Annotated in this window: 18 protein-coding genes and 4 tRNA genes; 8 read left to right on the forward strand and 14 right to left on the reverse strand. The window is 60.5% G+C overall.

The features are described 5' to 3' along the window. The first annotated feature begins 48 nt into the window (after positions 1-48). On the forward strand, positions 49-1,551 hold the full coding sequence (locus ACQY47_RS05160; RefSeq protein ID WP_428556286.1) for an MFS transporter: 1,503 nt from the start codon (positions 49-51) through the stop codon (positions 1,549-1,551). Between the two features lie 79 nt (positions 1,552-1,630). Here ACQY47_RS05160 and ACQY47_RS05165 read toward each other — a convergent pair. From ACQY47_RS05165 to ACQY47_RS05180, 4 genes are all read right to left on the reverse strand, one after another. Beyond that, a tRNA-Asp gene (locus ACQY47_RS05165) sits at positions 1,631-1,707 on the reverse strand. Between the two features lie 19 nt (positions 1,708-1,726). After that, positions 1,727-1,802, reverse strand: a tRNA-Val gene (locus ACQY47_RS05170). Positions 1,803-2,176: 374 nt separating this feature from the next. Next, a tRNA-Asp gene (locus ACQY47_RS05175) sits at positions 2,177-2,253 on the reverse strand. 19 nt (positions 2,254-2,272) lie between these two features. Next, positions 2,273-2,348 (reverse strand) — tRNA-Val (locus ACQY47_RS05180). 159 nt (positions 2,349-2,507) lie between these two features. On the opposite strand from ACQY47_RS05180, the gene rdgC reads away from it, so the two are divergent. The 3 genes from rdgC to sugE all read left to right on the forward strand — a co-directional run bounded on the left by rdgC (position 2,508) and on the right by sugE (position 5,008). Then, on the forward strand, positions 2,508-3,428 hold the full coding sequence (gene rdgC / locus ACQY47_RS05185; RefSeq protein WP_003172886.1) for a recombination-associated protein RdgC: 921 nt from the start codon (positions 2,508-2,510) through the stop codon (positions 3,426-3,428). Between the two features lie 193 nt (positions 3,429-3,621). Beyond that, positions 3,622-4,581, forward strand: a complete 960-nt coding sequence (locus tag ACQY47_RS05190; RefSeq protein ID WP_099547867.1) for a bile acid:sodium symporter family protein — start codon at positions 3,622-3,624, stop codon at positions 4,579-4,581. A 112-nt stretch (positions 4,582-4,693) separates the two neighbouring features. Next, positions 4,694-5,008 carry a quaternary ammonium compound efflux SMR transporter SugE gene (gene sugE / locus ACQY47_RS05195; protein WP_017136389.1) on the forward strand — a complete coding sequence of 105 codons (315 nt, stop codon included), beginning with the start codon at positions 4,694-4,696 and terminating at the stop codon, positions 5,006-5,008. 107 nt (positions 5,009-5,115) lie between these two features. Here sugE and ACQY47_RS05200 read toward each other — a convergent pair whose 3' ends face one another. The 3 genes from ACQY47_RS05200 to ACQY47_RS05210 form a co-directional block, all read right to left on the reverse strand. Next, complete coding sequence (locus ACQY47_RS05200) at positions 5,116-6,990, reverse strand: MFS transporter (RefSeq protein WP_099547865.1); 1,875 nt, start codon at positions 6,988-6,990, stop codon at positions 5,116-5,118. Between the two features lie 65 nt (positions 6,991-7,055). Beyond that, the gene (locus ACQY47_RS05205; protein ID WP_099547864.1) at positions 7,056-8,234 is read right to left on the reverse strand and encodes a TDT family transporter; all 1,179 of its coding nucleotides are present in this window, start codon (positions 8,232-8,234) and stop codon (positions 7,056-7,058) included. Between the two features lie 110 nt (positions 8,235-8,344). Beyond that, complete coding sequence (locus ACQY47_RS05210) at positions 8,345-9,535, reverse strand: MFS transporter (RefSeq protein ID WP_428556293.1); 1,191 nt, start codon at positions 9,533-9,535, stop codon at positions 8,345-8,347. A gap of 91 nt (positions 9,536-9,626) precedes the next feature. On the opposite strand from ACQY47_RS05210, the gene ACQY47_RS05215 reads away from it, so the two are divergent. Next, positions 9,627-10,166 carry a TetR/AcrR family transcriptional regulator gene (locus ACQY47_RS05215; protein ID WP_099547863.1) on the forward strand — a complete coding sequence of 180 codons (540 nt, stop codon included), beginning with the start codon at positions 9,627-9,629 and terminating at the stop codon, positions 10,164-10,166. A 175-nt stretch (positions 10,167-10,341) separates the two neighbouring features. Here ACQY47_RS05215 and ACQY47_RS05220 read toward each other — a convergent pair whose 3' ends face one another. From ACQY47_RS05220 to ACQY47_RS05235, 4 genes are all read right to left on the reverse strand, one after another. Beyond that, positions 10,342-11,121: an ABC transporter permease gene (locus ACQY47_RS05220; RefSeq protein ID WP_017136394.1), complete on the reverse strand. Its 780-nt coding sequence runs from the start codon at positions 11,119-11,121 to the stop codon at positions 10,342-10,344. Further along, complete coding sequence (locus ACQY47_RS05225) at positions 11,118-12,050, reverse strand: ABC transporter ATP-binding protein (protein WP_017136395.1); 933 nt, start codon at positions 12,048-12,050, stop codon at positions 11,118-11,120. The genes ACQY47_RS05220 and ACQY47_RS05225 overlap by 4 nt, the downstream gene beginning before the upstream one ends. Before the next feature lie 134 nt (positions 12,051-12,184). Beyond that, entirely contained in the window at positions 12,185-12,802 is a 618-nt protein-coding gene (locus ACQY47_RS05230; RefSeq protein ID WP_017136396.1) for a glutathione S-transferase family protein, read from the reverse strand. Between the two features lie 56 nt (positions 12,803-12,858). Next, the gene (locus ACQY47_RS05235; RefSeq protein WP_138453680.1) at positions 12,859-13,530 is read right to left on the reverse strand and encodes a transglutaminase-like domain-containing protein; all 672 of its coding nucleotides are present in this window, start codon (positions 13,528-13,530) and stop codon (positions 12,859-12,861) included. Positions 13,531-13,708: 178 nt separating this feature from the next. Here ACQY47_RS05235 and ACQY47_RS05240 point away from each other — a divergent pair, with 178 nt between their 5' ends. Together ACQY47_RS05240 and ACQY47_RS05245 are read left to right on the forward strand one after the other, a co-directional pair. After that, complete coding sequence (locus ACQY47_RS05240; protein ID WP_428556299.1) at positions 13,709-16,156, forward strand: acyl-CoA dehydrogenase; 2,448 nt, start codon at positions 13,709-13,711, stop codon at positions 16,154-16,156. A gap of 91 nt (positions 16,157-16,247) precedes the next feature. Continuing rightward, positions 16,248-16,655 (forward strand): PA2817 family protein, encoded by a 408-nt coding sequence (locus tag ACQY47_RS05245; RefSeq protein WP_010567536.1) that lies wholly within the window; start codon positions 16,248-16,250, stop codon positions 16,653-16,655. 158 nt (positions 16,656-16,813) lie between these two features. Here ACQY47_RS05245 and ACQY47_RS05250 read toward each other — a convergent pair whose 3' ends face one another. Continuing rightward, positions 16,814-17,746: a LysR family transcriptional regulator gene (locus tag ACQY47_RS05250; protein ID WP_017136399.1), complete on the reverse strand. Its 933-nt coding sequence runs from the start codon at positions 17,744-17,746 to the stop codon at positions 16,814-16,816. Between the two features lie 89 nt (positions 17,747-17,835). Between ACQY47_RS05250 and ACQY47_RS05255 the strand changes: the two genes are divergently transcribed. Continuing rightward, positions 17,836-18,462 carry a hypothetical protein gene (locus tag ACQY47_RS05255; RefSeq protein WP_099485611.1) on the forward strand — a complete coding sequence of 209 codons (627 nt, stop codon included), beginning with the start codon at positions 17,836-17,838 and terminating at the stop codon, positions 18,460-18,462. A 249-nt stretch (positions 18,463-18,711) separates the two neighbouring features. Here ACQY47_RS05255 and ACQY47_RS05260 read toward each other — a convergent pair whose 3' ends face one another. Continuing rightward, on the reverse strand, positions 18,712-20,286 hold the full coding sequence (locus tag ACQY47_RS05260; RefSeq protein WP_428556304.1) for an alkaline phosphatase D family protein: 1,575 nt from the start codon (positions 20,284-20,286) through the stop codon (positions 18,712-18,714). Then, positions 20,283-20,837: a GNAT family N-acetyltransferase gene (locus tag ACQY47_RS05265; protein WP_428556307.1), complete on the reverse strand. Its 555-nt coding sequence runs from the start codon at positions 20,835-20,837 to the stop codon at positions 20,283-20,285. The genes ACQY47_RS05260 and ACQY47_RS05265 overlap by 4 nt, the downstream gene beginning before the upstream one ends. Between the last annotated feature and the right edge of the window lie 74 nt (positions 20,838-20,911).

The raw sequence follows: 20,911 nt of genomic DNA on the forward strand, positions 1-20,911 counted from the left end.
ACATCCTGATTAGAGTCTTTATCTTTACAGGCCCACAGGAATCTCCCGATGAACACAACCGACTCCGCCCATGGCCGCTATGCCATTCTTGCCGCGATCTGCCTGGCGGCTCTGGTGTTGCCCATGAGCTTTACCGGTGGCGCCGTAGCGACGCCCTTTATCGGCCACGCATTTGCTGCGCACCCCACACAGTTGGCGTGGATCACCAACGCGTTCATGCTTAGTTTTGGCAGCCTGCTGATGGCCGCCGGCACCCTTGCCGATCGGTATGGTCGCAAGCGCTTGTTCTTGTGGGGCATGGCGCTGTTTACAGGTGTCTCGCTGCTGCTGACCGTGGCGCCGGGCATGCTCTGGCTGGATGTACTGCGCGGTGTTCAGGGTGTTGCGGCAGCTACCGCACTGGCCAGCGGCTGCGCAGCGTTGGCGCAGGAGTTCGACGGCCATGCCAGGACACGCGCCTTCAGCTTGCTGGGCACCACCTTTGGCGCGGGCCTGGCTTTCGGGCCGCTGCTGTCTGGGTGGCTGATTGAACTGTGGGGCTGGCGTGCGATTTTCTTCACCACCGCATTGCTGGCGGGCCTGTCGTTGCTGTTCGCCGCACCCACCATGCGAGAGAGCCGCGACCCGCAAGCGCTGCAGTTGGACCTGCCTGGCGTACTGACGTTTTCGGCAATGCTGGTGAGCTTGACCACGGCGATCATTCTCGCGCCGCAGTTGGGTTGGGCTTCGGTGACGACCGGTTGCCTGCTTGCGGCGGCTGCGGCTTTCTTGCTGGTGTTTATCCTGGTTGAACAGCGTGCGAGCCAACCGATGCTGGATCTGCGCCTGTTTCGCTTTGCGCGTTTTATCGGCGTGCAATTGTTGCCGATTGGCACCTGCTACTGCTACATCGTGCTGGTGGTGTTGCTGCCGCTGCGGTTTATTGGGGTCGAAGGCGCCAGCGCGTCAGAGGCGGGCTTGATGATGCTGGCGCTGTCTGCGCCGATGCTGGTGGTGCCGTTACTGGCCGCAACGCTGACACGCTGGCTGTCGGCGGGGCTGTTGTGTGCCCTTGGCCTGTTGATCGCGGCGGCGGGTTTATATGGGCTGAGCCTGGCCCAGCCCGGCCAGCCATTGCCGACTGTCGTGGCAATGTTGGTGATCGGGATAGGTACGGGCTTGCCGTGGGGTTTGATGGATGGCCTGGCGATCAGCGTGGTGCTCACAGAGCGTGCGGGCATGGCCGCAGGCATTTTCAATACGACCCGGGTTGCCAGTGAAGGTGTGGCGCTGGCCATCACCGTGGCGGTGTTGAGTGCGCTGGTTGCCCATCATCTGCCCGCAGACAGTTCGCAGGACATTGCTGGGGTTGCCCAGCAGTTGGTCATGGGCGACACCCGTGCAAACCTCCCGCTGGAATTGCTGCGCACGGCCTACCTCGCGGGCTTCAATACGTTGCTGCAATGGCTGGCCGGGCTCACCCTGTTTACGGCGGTGGTGGTGTTTGTGTTTCTGAGCCGACGTGAGATTGCACCCGCGCCTGTGGCGCTCGCCGCCGAAGCGCAAAGCTGAATCGCAGGCAAAAAAAAGCCCGCTCAATGAGCGGGCTTCTTGTGGTGACCTGGCGTTCAGTGTTCCAGGTTACCGAATATGGCGCAGCGGACGGGACTCGAACCCGCGACCCCCGGCGTGACAGGCCGGTATTCTAACCGACTGAACTACCGCTGCGCGTAACACTTGAAACGAATGGTGGGTGATGACGGGATCGAACCGCCGACATTCTGCTTGTAAGGCAGACGCTCTCCCAGCTGAGCTAATCACCCTTCGCTTCGGTGTGGGCGGCATAATACACCAAAAATCTGCAATGTCTTGATTTAAATGCAATTTATTTAAAATAATTTCTCTGGTGTCCTCCGCGCCCCGGAAAACGGGGCCTCAAGCCCCAAATGTGAGTCTATTGCGTTTATACGTTGCTTGGCGGCACAGTTAAAAACCATTATCAATGACACCTGAGCCGCGCAACGTGATGGTGACAACGCGTTGGGATTTCTGATCAGCCCATAAAAAAACGCCGCCAATCATCGGAAATGATCGGCGGCGTTTTTTTTGGTTTTACAAACCCCGGACAGCAAAAAGCCCGCTCAATGAGCGGGCTTTCTGTGGTGACCTGGCGTTCAGTGTTCCAGGTTACCGAATATGGCGCAGCGGACGGGACTCGAACCCGCGACCCCCGGCGTGACAGGCCGGTATTCTAACCGACTGAACTACCGCTGCGCGTAACACTTGAAACGAATGGTGGGTGATGACGGGATCGAACCGCCGACATTCTGCTTGTAAGGCAGACGCTCTCCCAGCTGAGCTAATCACCCTTCGCTTCGGTGTGGCGCGCATTCTACGGAGCGACCTTAAGTCTGGCAAGCACTTTCTTAAATCTTTTTTTTCAGCCCTTCCAATGGCTTAGGCAGGGTTGGCCTCAGCCCGGATCAAGAGAATAATGCCCCCCTTTGTATAAAGGAGAGACTCACCCCATGTGGTTCAAGAACCTGCTTATCTATCGCCTGACCCAAGATCTGCCTGTTGATGCCGAGGCGTTGGAAGCGGCCATGGCCACCAAACTGGCGCGCCCGTGTGCAAGCCAGGAGTTGACCACTTACGGTTTCGTCGCACCTTTTGGTAAAGGTGAAGACGCTCCCCTGGTGCATGTCAGCGGTGACTTCCTGCTGATCGCTGCACGCAAGGAAGAACGCATCCTGCCGGGTAGCGTGGTGCGTGACGCGCTTAAAGAGAAAGTCGAAGAGATCGAGGCCGAGCAAATGCGCAAGGTCTATAAGAAGGAACGCGACCAGATCAAGGATGAAATCATCCAGGCCTTCCTGCCGCGCGCCTTTATCCGTCGCTCGTCGACTTTCGCCGCCATTGCGCCGAAACAGGGCCTGATCCTGGTCAACTCGGCGAGCCCGAAACGCGCCGAAGACCTGCTGTCGACCCTGCGCGAAGTAATCGGCACCCTGCCGGTACGCCCGCTGACGGTTAAAACCGCACCCACGGCGATCATGACCGACTGGGTCACCACGCAGAAGCCGGCCGATGACTTCTTCGTCCTCGACGAATGCGAACTGCGCGACACCCACGAAGACGGCGGCATCGTGCGCTGCAAGCGCCAGGACCTGACCGGCGAAGAGATCCAGTTGCACCTGACCACCGGCAAAGTCGTGACGCAATTGTCCCTGGCCTGGCAGGACAAGTTGTCCTTCATGCTCGACGACAAAATGACCGTCAAGCGCCTGAAGTTCGAAGACCTGCTGCAAGACCAGGCGGAACAGGACGGCGGCGACGAGGCATTGGGCCAACTGGATGCCAGCTTTACCCTGATGATGCTGACGTTTGGTGAGTTCCTGCCGGCGTTGGTTGAGGCACTGGGCGGCGAAGAAACCCCGCAGGGCATCTAAGCCATGTGAAGATCAAAATGTGGGAGCTGGCTTGCCTGCGATAGCATCAACTCGATCCAGCTGAAGACCGAGGTGCCTGCATCGCGGGCAAGCCCGGCTCCCACACAAGCCAGTCCTCACACAAACATCTCCCACACAAGCCCCACATTTGATTGCAGTTACACCCTCGAACTCTAATAACAAGGACTTCCCCATGCGCGCACTCGCCGCCTTGAGCCGCTTCGTCGGCAATACCTTCGCCTACTGGGTGTTGATTTTCGCGGTGCTCGCCTTCCTTGAGCCCGGCTGGTTCATTGGCCTCAAAGGCGCCATCGTGCCGCTGCTGGGCCTGGTGATGTTCGGCATGGGGCTGACCTTGAAACTGGAAGACTTCGCCGAAGTCGCCCGCCATCCCTGGCGCGTGGCCCTCGGCGTGGTTGCGCATTTTGTGATCATGCCGGGCGTGGCCTGGCTGCTGTGCCAGGCGTTCCACTTGCCGCCGGAAATCGCCGTCGGCGTGATACTGGTCGGGTGCTGCCCAAGCGGCACTTCATCCAACGTCATGACCTGGCTGGCCCGGGGCGACCTCGCGCTGTCGGTAGCCATCGCCGCCGTCACCACCCTCCTCGCCCCGCTGCTGACGCCCGCGTTGATCTGGCTGCTGGCCTCGGCCTGGCTGCCGGTGTCGTTCATGGAGCTGTTCTGGTCGATCCTGCAAGTGGTGTTGCTGCCGATCGTGCTTGGCGTGGTGGCGCAACGCGTATTGGGCGACCGGGTGCGCCATGCCGTGGAGGTATTGCCGCTGGTCTCAGTGGTAAGCATCGTAATCATCGTCGCTGCAGTCGTTGCAGCGAGCCAGGCGAAGATCGCCGAGTCCGGCCTGTTGATCATGGCCGTGGTGATGCTGCACAACAGCTTCGGTTATCTGCTCGGTTACTTCACCGGCCGCCTGTTCAAACTGCCGTTGGCGCAGCGTAAATCCCTGGCGCTGGAAGTGGGCATGCAGAACTCCGGGCTGGGCGCCGCGCTGGCCAGTGCGCACTTTTCGCCCTTGGCGGCGGTGCCGAGCGCGCTGTTCAGCGTGTGGCACAATATTTCCGGGGCATTGTTGTCGACTTACTTTCGCAGAATGAGCGAAAAAGAGGACCGCCGCGCCCTGGAGAGCGCGCCGTAAACTTGATCACCTGATCAATTTTCGGCAAGCTACCGGGCTTCGCGGGGACGACCTCGCGACGCTCTCAAGCGCTTAATCCGGGGACGACCCCAGCTATAGAGGGGAGATCAACATGTCCTGGATCATTCTGTTTTTTGCCGGGCTGTTTGAGGTCGGCTGGGCGGTCGGCCTGAAGTACACCGACGGTTTCAGCAAGCCGCTGCCGACAGCACTGACGATCGCCGCCATGGCCATCAGCCTCGGCCTGCTGGGCCTGGCCATGAAGGAGCTGCCGCTGGGCACCGCCTATGCCATCTGGACCGGTGTGGGTGCGGTAGGCACGGTGATCGCCGGGATTATCCTGTTTGGGGAGTCCATGGCGCTGTTCAGGTTGGCGAGTGTGGCGTTGATTATTTGCGGGCTGGTTGGGCTCAAGATCAGCGCCTGAGCCACTACCGCTATCGCAGGCAAGCCAACTCCCACATTGGACGGTGTTCAGCGTTCAAATGTGGGAGCTGGCTTGCCTGCGATGAGGCCCTTACAGCCAGCAAATAACTACCTGACACTCCCGCGCAACACCCCTACCCGCGCCTGCAACTGCTCAGGCGTCGCGGCCTCCACCGCAACCGGCTCACCCGCCACCAACACCACCCGCGACCAGATCCGATGAAAGATGCCCTTGTTCGGATCGCGACTGAAAAAGCTCCCCCACAACCCCTGCAACGCCATCGGAATCACCGGCACCGGGGTCTGCTCCAGAATCCGCGTCAACCCGCTACGGAACTCATTGATCTCGCCATCGGCGGTCAGCTTGCCTTCCGGGAAGATGCACACCAACTCCCCTTCCTTCAGGTACTGGGCAATTCGCATGAAGGCCTTTTCGTAGATCTGGATATCTTCATGGCGCCCGGCAATCGGAATCGCCCCGGCCGTGCGGAAGATAAAGTTCAGCACCGGCAAACGGTAAATCTTGTAGTACATCACAAAGCGAATCGGCCGACGTACCGCGCCGCCAATCAACAGTGCATCGACAAACGACACGTGGTTGCACACCAGCAGCGCCGCGCCTTCATCCGGAATCAGCTCAAGGTTGCGATGCTCCACGCGGTACATGGAATGGCTGAGCAGCCAGATCATGAAGCGCATGGTGAACTCGGGGACGATTTTGAAGATGTAAGTGTTGACCGCAATGTTGAGCAGCGACACCACCAGAAACAACTCGGGGATCGACAGCTTGGCCACGCTCAGCAGCAGGATCGAAACGATGGCCGAAACCACCATGAACAACGCATTGAGAATATTGTTGGCCGCAATGACCCGCGCGCGCTCGTTCTCGGCCGTGCGCGACTGGATCAGCGCGTAGAGCGGCACGATATAGAAACCACCGAACACACCCAGGCCAAGGATATCGAACAACACCCACCACGCCTGACCGTAGCTGAGTACCGCCAGCCAGCTATGTTCCTGGGCCGATTGCGGAAAGCCGCCCGAGTGCCACCACAGCAGCAGGCCGAAGACCGTCAGGCCAAACGAGCCAAACGGCACCAGGCCGATCTCGACCTTACGGCCGGAGAGCTTTTCGCAGAGCATCGAGCCGACGGCGATGCCCACCGAAAACACCGTAAGGATCAGCGTCACCACAGTTTCGTCGCCGTACAACCATTCCTTGGCGTAGGCCGGGATTTGCGTGAGGTAGATCGCACCGACAAACCAGAACCACGAGTTGCCGACAATCGAGCGCGACACTGCCGGCGTCTGCCCCAGGCCCAGGCGCAAGGTGGCCCAGGATTCGCTGAAGATATTCCAGTTCAGGCGCAGCTCGGGCGTAGACGCCGCCGCCCGCGGAATGCTGCGGCTGGCCAGGTAGCCGAGCACCGCCACACCGACAATCGCCACCGCCACCAGTGGCGCGTAATTGCTCGACGACATGATGATCCCGGCGCCAATGGTGCCGGCCAGAATGGCCAGAAACGTGCCCATTTCCACCAGTCCGTTGCCGCCCACCAGCTCATCGTCGTGCAACGCCTGGGGCATGATCGAGTACTTCACCGGGCCGAACAACGCCGAATGCGTACCCATGGCAAACAGCGCCAGCAGCATCAGTTCCAGGTGGTTGAACAGAAAGCCCGTGGCGCCCACGGCCATGATCACAATCTCGCCGATCTTGATCGCGCGGATCAGCGCGTCCTTGTTGAATTTCTCGCCAAACTGCCCGGCCAGCGCCGAGAACAGGAAGAACGGCAGGATAAACAACAAGGCGCACAGGTTGACCCAGATGGAGCGGTCGCCCTCGATGGTGAGCTTGTAGAGAATCGCCAGGATCAGCGATTGCTTGAAGATGTTGTCGTTGAATGCGCCCAGTAACTGGGTGATGAAAAACGGCAGAAAGCGCCGTGTGCGCAGCAAGGTGAATTGTGAGGGGTGGCTCATCGTCCGTGTTCCTGCGTGGCCTGAAGGCGTGTAGTTTCTCAGGCCACGACTTTACCTAATCGCGCTTACTTATTCGCTAGTCCTGCAATGCATGGCGAAACAAAAAGCTCACCTTTATAGGCGCCCTGCACGGTGCGCTTGGCCACGATCAGCCACATCAGCGCCAGTGCCAGCACCAGCACGCTGCCAAAGATGCTGAAAAAGCTCAGGTGCAGCAGACTCGCCAGCTTCAGCGTGGCTAACGCGTAAACCCCCAGCGGGAAGGTAAACCCCCACCAGCCGAGGTTGAACGGAATGCCGGCGCGCAGGTAACGCAGGGTGATCAGCACCGCGATCAACATCCACCACAAACCGAAGCCCCACAGCGTGATGCCGGCTACCAAGCCCAGGCCATTGGCCATTTCGCCCACACCCGGCAAGCCATTGGCGGCGAAAATCGCCGGGGCGTCACCGCCCAACAGCAACATGCCCAGCGCACCGGTGCCGATGGGGCCAAGGGCCAACCAGCTCGATGCGGCCATATTGGCAGGCGGCAGTTTATGCAGGGCCATGCGCAACATCAGGATGGTCAGGATGCTGAACGCCACCGGCAGGGAAAACGCCCACAGCACGTAGCTGGTCACCAGCATCACCAGTTGCGCATGGGCGTCGGCCAAGTGCGGCGCCAGCAAGCCACCGCTGGCGGCAGCGACTTCGGCGGCAACCACCGGCAACAGCCAGACGGCGGTCATCTGGTCGATACTGTGTTCCTGGCGGGTGAACATCATGAACGGGATCAACACACCGCAAGCCAGGGCCATCGCCACGTCCAGCCACCATAAGGCTTCTGCCAGCGGGATCACCTCACTGCCCCAGCGCGGCAGACCAAACAGCAACAAGCCGTTGAGAATGGTGGCCAGGCCCATGGGAATGGTGCCGAAGAACATCGACACCGTGGAGTGCCCGAAGATGCGTCGCGCTTCGTGGAAGAACATCACCCAACGTGCCGCGTACAACAGGCTGAACAGCACAAACAGGCCGATGGTGAACAGCCACAGCCCTTCGGCAATAGCGTGCAAACCTGGCAGGTTGAACGGCAGTTGAGCCAAGGCCAGGGCCAGCACGCCAGTGCCCATGGTCGCGGCGAACCAGTTGGGGGTGAACTGGCGAATCACTTCCCGTGGGCGGGTCAGGTGGCTCAAGGGCTTGTAGCTGGGGGTTTTGCAGCCTGGGGGCGTGCAACTGGGAGTCGTCGTGCAGGTCATGATGGCAATCCTCTTCCTCGTATGAGGTTGAAGCCATCATAGAACCTGAACGAATATCTATATAACGGGTAATATCTCTATAAGTTATCTACTTTACAGATATACGGCAGTCACTGTATCGCCGCTTTGGCCCGCACCGAGCCCTGCAGGACCAAGCCGACCAAGGCACTCAGGGCCAGCAGTATCAGCGCCGCACCATAACCTTCAGTCGTGACGATAAGGCCGTAAACCTGACACAAGTAACCCGCCAACAGCGCTGGCAGGCAAAACGCCAAGTAGCTCAAGACATAGAACGCCGACATCAAACCGGCCCGCTCATGGGGCAACGCCAGTCCGACAATGCTGCGCACACTGCCCATGAAGCCGCCGCCAAAACCAAAACCTGCAATCACACTGGCGACAAAGAACAGCCACAAAATACCCATATGGACGGCCACCAGCAGCAACGCGACGCCCACGGCCAGCAGCCCTGCCGACAGCCGCATGATTTTATCGGCCGGGCGCTCGCGCACGCTGTAGATCATCACCGCGCCACTCAAGGTCACGACCGCCACCAGGCCGCCACCGATCAGGTGCGAAGTGGAACCGGTGGCAGCCTTGATCAGCGACGGCGCCAGGGATGAGAAGAACCCGCCCAGCGCCCACACCGCCACATTCAGCGGCATCACCAGCCATAAAGCCCGGCGCGCTTGCTGCGGCACATGCAGGGTCGGCGCCAGCGACTTCAAGGCCCCCGGAATACGGCTGACGGTTTCCGCCAGGCGCCACACATACACAGCCTGCAACACCATCAACCCCAACAGCGTGAAGTAAATCAATTGGGTCGGACGCGGCGCGAACTCCACCAGTAGGCCACTGCCCAGCCCGCCGCTGGCCATGCCCAACAGCGGCGCCAGGCTATTGAGCATCGGGCCGCGATGGCGGTCGGTGTCGAGCAAGGTCGCACTCAGCACCGCCGTGGCCATGCCGGTGGCGAAACCTTGCAGCGCGCGGGCGGCAATCAGGTGCGCGGTGCTGTCGGCGTTGATAAACAGCAGCATCGCCGCAATATTGAGCAGCAATGCGACGAAAATCACCGGCTTGCGCCCCAGGTGATCCGACAGTGAACCCACGGTCAGCAACGCTGCCAACAGGCTGACGGCGTATACGCCGAAAATCACCGTGAGCATTGTCGCGGAGAAATGCAGGTTTTCCTGATACACCTGATACAACGGCGTCGGCGCGCTGGACGCGGCGAGGAAGGTCAACACCGTGATGACCAGGAACGCCAGGCTGGACCGCTGGGAAATAACGCGAGACATGGGCACACTCCACTAAAGCTAATACTTTGCTTTTGCGCAGTGTGCTACCGGCGCGCGCTTAAAGCAAATTCTTTGTGTTAAGGTTTTACGCATGGCGATAAAAGAAGGCCTTCGCCCGGGAGGCCGCAGTGCCCGGGTCCAAGAATCGGTGCATTCAGCAGTGCGTGAGCTGTTGGAAGCCCATGAGCGCTCCAGCGTTACCGTACCGATGATTGCGACGCGCGCAGGCGTCACGCCCTCGACCATTTACCGGCGCTGGGGCGACTTATCCGTGCTGTTGGCCGATGTGGCCCTGGCCCGCATGCGCCCCGACTGTGAGCCGGCGAATACCGGCAGCCTGCGCGGTGATCTGCGGGCCTGGGCCGAGCAATACCTGGATGAAATGAGCTCCGAGCCAGGGCGCAACATGATGCGTGACCTGCAGAGCATGATCACACCGGGTTATTGCGTGAGCATTCTGAGTGGGCAGCTTCAGACGATTATCGATCGCTACCCACAGAGTACGCCGCCGAGCGTGGACCATTTGATCAACCTGCTGGCGGCGCCGACGGTGTTTCGCATTTTGTTCTCGACCGAACCGCTGACGGTGCAAGAGCTGCACGGACTGATCGAGCTGGCACTTAAAGGTTAAAGCTCTGCACAAAACCAAAGGTGGGAGCTGGCTTGCCTGCGATGGCGGTCTGTCAGTTAAACAATGGCTGCCTGACCCATCGCTATCGCAGGCAAGCCAGCTCCCACATTGACCCTGCCTGCAGTCAATAAAAAACGGCCTCACTTGGAGGCCGTTTTTTATTGCAGCTAACGGCTTAGGTACGCATCCCGCGCCCACTCACCAGCAACCGCGCACAGCCGACATACAGCACCACGGTCGCCACCAGCATAAAGGTGATCGCCACGCTGATCTTGATATCCGACACGCCCAGGATGCCGTAGCGGAAGGCGTTGACCATATGCAACACCGGGTTGGCCAGCGACACGGTCTGCCAGAACGGCGGCAGCAAGGTAATGGAGTAGAACACCCCGCCCAGGTAGGTCAGCGGGGTCAGCACGAACGTCGGGATGATCGAAATATCATCGAAGTTGCGGGCAAACACGGCGTTGATGAACCCCAGCAGCGAAAAGATCGTTGCCGTCAGTACCACCACCAGCAGGGTGACCCCCAGGTGATGCACCTGCAGGTGGGTGAAGAACAGCGACAGCAAGGTCACGATCACACCCACCATCAAGCCGCGCAGCACGCCACCCAGGGTGTAGCCGATCAGGATGGTGTGCGGCGACACCGGCGAGACCATCAGTTCTTCGATGGAGCGCTGGAACTTGCTGCCGAAAAAGCTCGACACCACGTTGCCGTAGGAGTTGGTGATCACCGACATCATGATCAGGCCCGGCACGATGTACTCCATGTAGGTGAAGCCACCCATGTCGCCGATCTGGCGGCCGATGAGGTTACCGAAGATCACGAAGTACAAGACCATGGTGATCGCCGGCGGCAGCAGGGTCTGCGGCCAGATCCGGGTAAAGCGCTTCACTTCGCGGTAAACGATGGTCTGCAGTGCGACGAGGTTGGGTTGCAGTTCGGAACTCATACCGCCACCTTCGCCAGATTTTTCTCCACCAGGGACACGAACAACTCCTCAAGGCGATTGGTTTTGTTACGCAGGCTCAGCACTTCGATGCTCTGGGCCGCCAACTGGGTGAACAACGCGGTGATGCCCATGGCCTTGTCCACCTGCACTTCCAGGGTGTGGTCATCGACCAGGCGGCTTGGGTAGCCGAGCAGTTGCGGCGCCACCGACAGGTTGTTTTTCAGGTCCAGCAGGAAGGTTTCCACATGCAACTGGCCCAGCAGGTTGCGCATGCTGGTGTTCTCGACAATGGTGCCGTGGTCGATGATGCCGATGTTGCGGCACAGCTGCTCAGCCTCTTCCAGGTAATGGGTGGTGAGGATGATGGTGATGCCCTTCTCGTTCAGCTCGGTGAGGAAGGTCCACATCGAACGGCGCAGCTCGATATCCACACCGGCGGTCGGCTCATCGAGGATCAACAGGCGCGGTTCATGCACCAACGCGCGAGCGATCATCAGGCGGCGCTTCATACCGCCGGACAGCGAACGCGACGGCACGTCGCGCTTGTCCCACAGGCCCAACTGAGTCAGGTACTGCTCGGCGCGTTCCTTGGCGATTTTCGCCGGGATGCCGTAATAGCCGGCCTGGGTCACGACGATGTCGAAGGTCTTTTCAAACTGGTTGAAGTTGAATTCCTGGGGCACCACGCCGATGGAGCGCTTGAGCGCCGCCGGGGATTTGTCCAGGTCATGGCCAAAGATATTCACCGAGCCACTGGTTTTGTTGACCAGGGTCGAGAGGATGCCGATGGTGGTGGATTTGCCGGCACCGTTGGGGCCGAGCAAGGCGAAGAAGTCACCTTCGGCAACGTCCAGATCGATACCACTCAGGGCCTGGAAACCGTTGCCGTAGGTTTTGGTTAGCTGCCGGATGGACAGAGCGGAACTCATATCGGATTACGCACCAGAGAAGGGAATAGAAAGAGTAGATGAGCGCGCAGCGCATGTAGTTCAACGGCGGCGCATGACAAGCATGGTGCTTGCCCGCGCCGCACAAGTACAGTCACCTGTATTAATAGTCAGTATTAAGTCAACGCGGTCATCACGGCCTTGCGGTAGGCCGGGCGATCTTTGAGGCGCTGGTACCAGGCCTCTAGATGGGGCATTGCCGGGCGCTCGATGGGCATCTCGAACCAGGCGTAGGCAAAGCAGCCCAAGGGGATATCGCCCATGCCGAAATGCTGGCCGCTGAGGTAGGGTTGCTCGGCGAGGGCCTGGTCAACGGTGTTAAGCGCATCGATACAGGCTTGGCGCCCGGCATTGATGCTGTCCCAGTTCTGTTTTTCCGCCGGGGTACGCAGGATGCCCCAGAACACCGCCTTGAACGGATCGGCGAGCGTGGACGTGGTCCAGTCCATCCACTTCTCGGCGCTGGCCCGGGCTTGCAGGTCGCTCGGGTAAAAATCCGACGCGCTCTTGGCGCACAGATAACGCACGATGGTGTTGGATTCCCACAACACAAAGTCGCCGTCTTCGATCATCGGCACCCGGCCATTGGGGTTCAAGGCCCGGTATTGCGGCGTGTCGACCACACCAAAAGCTCCGCCCGCATCAATTGCCTCATAGTCCAGGCCGAGTTCCTCGGCGCACCACAGTGCCTTCCTGACGTTTGATGAATTTTTACGACCCCAGATTTTCAGCATGACCGCGCCTTATCGTTGATGAACATGGCTTGATGAACGCAGCAGCATACGCCGGTTCACCTGCGGCTTAAATCGCTGTGCATATCGCTGTGCATGTCCTTCAGCGAGATCGGCGTGTCGTCGGCAAACAGGTGCGGGTAACACTGCTGAATATGCGCGAAAAAAAACGCTTCGGGCACGTCGCTGAACTGGCCGTGGTCCAGCACATATTCCATCGAGCGCCGGCCCTGGCGGTTGAAGGCGTGGAACACGCTGTCGTTGACGCCATCGAACGCCAGCGGTGGCACGTCGAACAACTCGCACAGTTGACTGTTGAACGCCGGCGTGGCCTTGACCCAACGACCGTGCAGGTACAACTCGGTATAGCCGTGCATGGCGAACACATCACTTTTAAGCAGCGCGAGCAGGCGTGGTGTCGATAAATGATTGCGCACATCCGCCAGGCCAATGCGCGCCGGGATCCCGCAATGACGGGCACAGGCGGCCAACAAGGTGGCCTTGGGTACACAGTAGCTCTCGCCGGTGGCCAGGGCAAAGCTGGCACTGAGGGTATTTGGATCACGGCTGAAGGTGTACGGGTTGTAGCGAATCGCCTCACGCACGGCGTAGTAGAGACTGACCGCCTGGTCACTTAAATCCGGGCGGGTTCCGCGATGTTTTTCGGCGAACTCCACCACCGCAGGGTGGTCACTATCGATGAAGCGGCTGGGATTCAAGTACGTATCCATGAGCTTTATCTCCAAGGGAAGCCTTGAGTCTAACGACAGGCCTGCCGTGGAGATAACGACGATTCGGCCAAATGTCGGCGTGCGCCAGCACAACTCGTTACACCCTCGCCACCGCGCTTTTTCGGATGCCGACTAAGCTCCATGGTGGTTTCGCCCTTGGTTTCACGGAGGATTGAATATGCTGTTGTTGTGGATACTGGTTCTGGTGGTCGGCATTGCCTACCTGGCACACCGCCGCACCGCGCCCCTGCCCGCGCTGGGCGTGGTTGCCGTCTACCTGCTGGCGATGGGCGCCTGGAGCCATGCACCGGGTTGGCTGCTGGTCATCCTCTGGGTACTGATCGCCGCCGTGGCCGTGCCCCTGTTGCGGCCCGACCTGCGCCGCCAATACTTCACCAAGCCGCTGTTCAGCTGGTTCCAGAAAGTCCTGCCGCCGATGTCCGAGACCGAGCGCGACGCCATCGACGCCGGCACCGTGTGGTGGGACGGCGAACTGTTCAGCGGTCGCCCCGATTGGGATAAATTGCTGGCCTACCCCAAGGCGCAACTGACTGAAGAAGAACAAGCGTTTATCGACGGCCCTACCGAAGAGCTCTGCGCGATGGTCAGCGACTGGGAAATCGGCCAGGCCATGGACCTGCCGCCCGCCGCCTGGGAGCACATCAAAACCCACGGTTTCTTCGCCCTGATCATTCCCAAGGAATATGGCGGCAAGGGTTTCTCCGCCTATGCCCACTCCCAGGTCGCGATGAAACTCGCCACCCGCAGCGGCGACCTCGCCTCCACCGTGATGGTCCCCAACTCCCTCGGCCCGGCCGAGCTGCTGCTGCATTACGGCACCGACGAACAACGCAACCACTACCTGCCACGTCTGGCTCGTGGCGACGATATCCCCTGCTTCGCCCTCACCGGCCCACTGGCCGGCTCCGACGCCGGCGCCATGCCCGACACCGGCGTGATCTGCAAAGGTGAATGGGAAGGCAAGGAAACCCTCGGCCTGCGCCTGAACTGGGAAAAGCGCTATATCACCCTCGGCCCGGTCGCGACCCTCCTCGGCCTGGCCTTCAAGGCCCATGACCCGGACCACTTGTTGGGTGAGGAAGAAGACCTGGGCATCAGCCTGGCGCTGATCCCCACCGACACGCCCGGCGTGGAAATCGGCCGTCGCCACCTGCCGTTGGGCGCCGCCTTTATGAACGGCCCCAACTCCGGCAAGGACGTGTTCATCCCCCTGGAATTCCTTATCGGTGGCCAGGAAATGCTCGGCAAGGGCTGGATGATGCTGATGAACTGCCTGTCGGTCGGCCGTTCGATCTCCCTGCCTGCGGTCGGTACCGGCGCGGCCAAGTTCACCAGTTTGGTGACCGGCCAATACGCTCAAGTGCGCGAGCAATTCAACGTGCCGCTGTCGGCCTTTGAAGGTATCCAGGAAGCCCTGGCGCGCATTGGCGGCAACGCCTGGCTGATGGACAGCGCGCGCATGCTCACCGCCAACGCGGTCGACCTGGGCGAAAAGCCTTCGGTGTTGTCGGCGATTCTCAAGTACCACCTCACCGAGCGCGGTCGCGAGTGCATCAGCCACGCCATGGATGTGCACGGCGGCAAGGGCATCATCATGGGCCCCAACAACTACCTGGGCCGCAACTGGCAAGGCGCGCCGATCTTCATCACAGTGGAAGGCGCGAATATCCTCTCGCGCAACCTGATGATCTTTGGCCAGGGCGCGATCCGCTGCCACCCGTTCGTGCTTAAGGAAATGGCCCTGGCCGGTCGTGAAGACCATGACCAGGCGCTCAAGGAATTTGACGGCCTGCTGATGCAACATATCGGATTTGCCGTGAGTAACGCCGCCAGCACGTTGGTGCTGAACCTCGGCATCGGCCACTTCGAGAAGGCACCGGGTAACCGCTTGAGCCAGGGCTACTTCCGCGCACTGAACCGTCAGGCCGCCGCATTCGCCCTGCTCGCCGACTTGAGCATGATGTTGCTCGGCGGCGAGCTGAAACGCCGCGAACGCCTGTCGGCACGCCTGGGTGATGTGCTGAGCCATATGTACCTGGCCTCGGCCGCGCTCAAGCGTTATCACGACCTGGATTCGCCGGATCACCTGGAGCCGCTGTTTGCCTGGGCCATGGAAGAAAGCCTCGGTGAGTCGGAGCGTGCCCTGGATGAGCTGCTGAGCAACTTCCCGAACAAGGTCCTCGGTTGCCTGCTGCGGGTGATCGTGTTCCCGTTCGGCCGTCGTCACACCGGGCCGTCCGATGCTTTAGACGCCGAAGTGGCTGCGGTGATTGGCCGTGCCAAAGGCGACCCGACCCTGGAAGAGTTGCTGGCGGGTTGCTATCGCCCGCAATCGGCAGAAGACCCGGTGGGTGCCCTGCAACATGCCTACGACCTGCTGGGTGCCAGCCACCCCTTGCAGAAAAAACTCCACACCGCGCTCAAAAGCGGCCAGGTCAAACCGGCCGCCGGCGAGCATGCCATCGACGCGGCGCTGCACGCGGGCGTATTGCAACCGGCCGAAGCGCAAACCCTGCGCGACGCCGAAGCCGCGCGCCGCAAGGTGATCGATGTGGATGATTTCAGCAAGGAAGAGCTGACCCAGGCTGAGGGTAAAGTGCGCTGACCGCTCACACCCTATAAAGCTAAGGTCATATAAATACGGGCGCGAGAGGCATATACTCTCGCGCCCGTTTTTGCTTTAGAGGACTTATCTCGTGTCCAACGTCGTTGCCGATCATCTCGTCTTGCTCGACCACTTGCGCAGCATCCTGGTTGCCGTCGGCGAAGCCGAACAGGTGCCCGAGGAAAGCCACACCCTGTTCCTGGAGCGCTTCGACGAATTGCGCGCCCTGCTGCCGATCGACCCGATCGAGAGCCAATACCTGGGCCAGGACCTGATGAGCCAGGTCATTCTGCGCTACCCGCAAATCGCCCACTTGGTGCCACGCGACCTGCTGTGGTTCTTCGGCGGTGATTGCCTGCACTTCATGCCCGATGAAGAACTGGACCTGTACCAGGCCCTGGAAGAACGTCGTTTTGAAGCCGAACAGAACGATGAACCGTTCGACTGGAACCAAGAAAAACAGCTGCTGGCCATGCCGCAGGATCAGAGTAAGCACTGATTTTTTCAGAACGCCGAGATCTAAATGTGTGGGCTGGCTTGTGTGGGAGCTGGCTTGCCTGCGATGCAGGCGACTCGGTCTATCAGTTAAACCGAGGCGATACAATCGCAGGCAAGCCAGCTCCCACACAAGCCAGCTCCCACAGTTGGACCGCACTCCTACCTTCGGCGCAGTGTCGGCTCCTTCGCCATGCACTCCACCAGATAATCAATAAACACCCGCAACTTCGGTGGCAGATACCGCGTGGGCGAATGCAGCAACCACGCCTCACCATGGTAGGACGCAATAAAATCCCACTCGGGCAATACCTGCACCAGGCTCCCCGCCGCCAAGGCATGCCGCGCCGTGAAGTACGGCAAGCTGCCAATCCCCACATGCTGCAACACCGCATCCAGGCGCACGCCGGTGTGGTTCGCGGCGTAGCGCCCGCGCACGCCCACGGTCACCGCCTTGGCACCCTGACGAAACTTCCAGCGTGAATCCCCCGGCGTTTCGCCCAGGTAAATGCAGCTGTGTTCCAGCAAATCATGGGGATGTTCAGGCGTACCCTGCTCGGCCAGGTACTGCGGCGTGGCACACAACAGGTGCTCGATGGGTAACAGTTGGCGGCCGACCAAGCCCGGCGGCGGGCTGTCGGTGATGCGGATGCTGAGGTCCACATTGTCGTCGATCAGGTCCACATGCCGGTCTTCCAGGATCAATTGCACATCCACCTTGGGATAGCGCCGCAAGAACTCCGGCATATGCGGGTGCACCACAAACCGGCCCACCGCCTTGGGCACGCTGACCCGCACCAGGCCTTCGGCTTCATGGGTGAACTGGCCACTGATCTCCATCACCGAGCGCGCCGCGTTGACCATCTCCTGGCAACGCTTGAACACCTCTTCGCCGCCTTCGCTCAAGCGCAATTTACGCGTGGTGCGTTGCAGCAAGCGTGTCGCCAGCGCCTGTTCGAGACGCGAGATACTGCGGCTCACGGCCGAGGGCGAAACGCTCAGTTGTCGCGCCGCTTCGGAGAAACTGCCGGTCTCCACGACTTTGACGAAAATCGCCATTTCACCCAGCAGTGGCAAAGGAAGATTGATGCTCATGACGCACAGGTCCATTGATAATTGAACGGATTATCACCCATCCATGCACTATTTATACTGCCCGTAGAACCCTGATGCGGATGTAAATGATGACCGAGCGCCTGTTTTTCACCCACGACCACCTGACCGCCGAGCTTGAAGTGCTGAGCTGTACACCCCACGAAGGCCTGTTCGCGGTCACCCTGCAGTCGACGATTTTTCATCCCCAAGGCGGCGGGCAACCCTTTGATACCGGTTGGCTGGGCGACAGCCAGGTGCTGCGCGTGACTCAAGAGGCTGACCGCGTGGTGCATTACGTGGACCAGCCTGTGCAGCCCGGCCCGATCAGCGCACGGGTCGACGAACAACGCCGTGCCCTGTACACGCGCCTGCATTCGGCCGGGCACCTGATCGGCAATGCGGGAGAAAGCTTCGGTTGGATGCCGATCAAAGCCCACCATTGGCCGGGCGAGTGCAAAATCACCTTTATCCGTGGCGAAATGGCCCAGGCCATCGACGCCGAGGCGATCCAGCAACAGGTCAACCAATGGATCGCCGCCGACTACCCGCGCCATATGACCCTGGAAGACGGCGCCCGCGAAGTGGGTTTCGGCGAACTGCCCGCCTACGCCTGCGGCGGCACCCATGTGCAAGCGTTGAGTGAGCTGGGCCAGGTGACCATCCTGGCCCTGTCGGAGAAAAAAGGCGCGCTGTCGGTGCGTTACGAAATCAACTGACAGACCACGCGGCTTTTGTGGTCACCGGGCTGTTGTGATGAGCAGGCTGTTGTGGCGAGCGGGCTTGCCCCGCGTTGGGGCGCGAAGCGGCCCTAATACAGTCACCGCGTTTTTTCAGGCAAACATAAGCGCCTGGTTTTGGGGCCGCTTCGCAGCCCAACGCGGGGCAAGCCCGCTCGCCACAACAGCCTGCTCGCCACAAATCCCCCCCGCGCTCGCCACGTTGAGTATTTACACCCTACAAGTGCGCTAAACCGCAATCGCGCCCGCCCGCCCCGGCTCCACCACAAACGACTTGAGGGTCGACACCGCGGCGTTGGGGTCGCGGGGGTCAGTTATCACCCGAAAGTTCGTCAGCATCTTCTGCTCCGCAAGCTCCACCGACACATACCCACGCTGGCGGCTGTCGAAAAACTTCACATGCGGGTTAAGCGGCAGGATTTTGCTGAACGCTTCAAAGGGCGGGCCATCGGAGGTCACCGAGCTGCCGACAAACTCAGTGGCGATCACTGGCGAGTCCGGGTTGTTGGCGTCGGCGTGCAGGTCAGTGGTCCAGAACGAATGGATATCACCGCCCCAGAACACCGGGTTGCTGACCTTGTGACGCCCGATGGACGCCAGCATGCGTGAACGATTGGCCACGTAGCCGTCCCAACCATCGGTCCAATGGCCCACCTTGTGGTTGCTCAGGTCGCGCTGGAGCAAGGGTGCCACCAGCAAGTCCTGAGCGATCACATTCCACTGTGCCTGCGACTGGGCAAAGCCCTGGTCCAGCCAGGCTTCCTGTTGCCAACCCAGCATGGTGCGGCCGAGATCACGCAGGTCGCTGCAAGTGTTGGCGGCGATATGCCCCTGATGGCTGCCGTTGGCCTGGATGCAGGGTTGCTCGGAGCGATACTGGCGCCCATCCAACACATGAAAACGCGCCAGCCGACCGTAATCCAGGCGCCGGTAAATGCGCATGTCCGGCCCCTTCGGCACACTGCTGGCGCGCAGCGGCATGTGCTCGTAAAACGCCTGGTACGCCGCCGCCCGCTGCTGAAGAAATTGCGCCACGGGAATCTTCGGGTCCTGGGACCAGCGGTTGGCGTAGTCATTCTGCACTTCGTGGTCATCCCAGGTCGCCACGCTGGGGGCGGCCGCGTGCAGGGCTTGCAGGTCCGGATCGGTTTTGTACAGCGCGTAGCGGTTGCGGTAGTCGCTCAAGCTCACCGCGTTGCCGCTGCCGTGGGCCCGAAAGACTTTCCCCGAGTCGGCGGCGTAAGAGCTGTCGTAAATGTAGTCCCCGAGAAAAAACACCAGGTCAGGTTGCTCTGCGGCTAAATGGCGATAGGCGCTGAAGTAACCGCGCTCCCAATGCGAGCAGGAAACAAACCCCAGCCGAGCCGAGGCCATCGCCTGCAAAGGTGGCGTGGTACGTGCCTGGCCCACCGGGCTCTGCGCGCCGAGGCCTTCAAACTGGTACCAATACGGCCGGCCCGCCGCAAGCCCGGCCACTTCAACATGCACCGAATGGGCGAACCGCTCAGTCGCCAAGACCTCACCCTGCTTCACGATACGCGTCATCGCCGCATCACTGGCCACCCACCATCGCACTGGCACCGCGCGGCTCAAGCCGCCCTGCCCATCCGCTGCGTTGAACAACGGCGCCAGGCGCGTCCATATCACGAAACCATCCGGCAGCGGGTCGCCCGAAGCCACGCCAAGGGTGAACGGGTAATCCACCCCGGCACTGCGCGCAAACGGGCTGAGGATTGAAAACGCGGTAGCGACCGCCAGCCCGGTAAGGACTCGCCGCCTGCCGTGGTCCACTGCGTCATTCACAACGCGCGCTCCCAGTCCTCACGCACGGTGGCAAAGCCCAGCAGGTCTTCGTACACGCCATTTTTGAGAAACGCCTGACGCAGGCAACCCTCGTAGCGCAGGCCGATTTTCTGCATCACTCGCGCCGATTCCTTGTTGCGGCCAAAGCATTGGCTGCCGACACGCTGCAGCCCAAGCTCGGTGAAGCCAAAACCCATCATCGCGCTCGCCGCCTCAGCGGCATACCCCAGGTTACGCGCATGCGCCGCGACCCAGCCGCCCAAATGCCCTGCGTGATGACGAGCGTTAAGGCGCAGGCTGACCATGCCAACCAACTCACCGGTTTCACGCACATGCATGCCCAGGTTCAACAACTCGCCCGACCGATATTTGTCTGCGGCCCCGGCAATAAAACTCTGTGCAGTTTCCAAGGTATAGGGCGACGGAATGTTGGCCGTGTTGTCAGCGATTTTCGGCCCGTTGGCGAGCATGAAGAGCACCTCGGCCTGGTCCATTTCCAGCGCCCGCAATAGTAGTCGCGGGGTCGACAATTGAGGCAGTGCAGTGGTCATACGCGGCAGCTCTTCAAGTAAATTTTCCCAGAATGTACTGCCTTCGTGTCAATTGCATTACGTCACAAACCCTA

This window comes from Pseudomonas edaphica (assembly GCF_965277385.1).
In the GTDB taxonomy this organism is placed as follows: Bacteria; Pseudomonadota; Gammaproteobacteria; order Pseudomonadales; family Pseudomonadaceae; genus Aquipseudomonas; species Aquipseudomonas edaphica.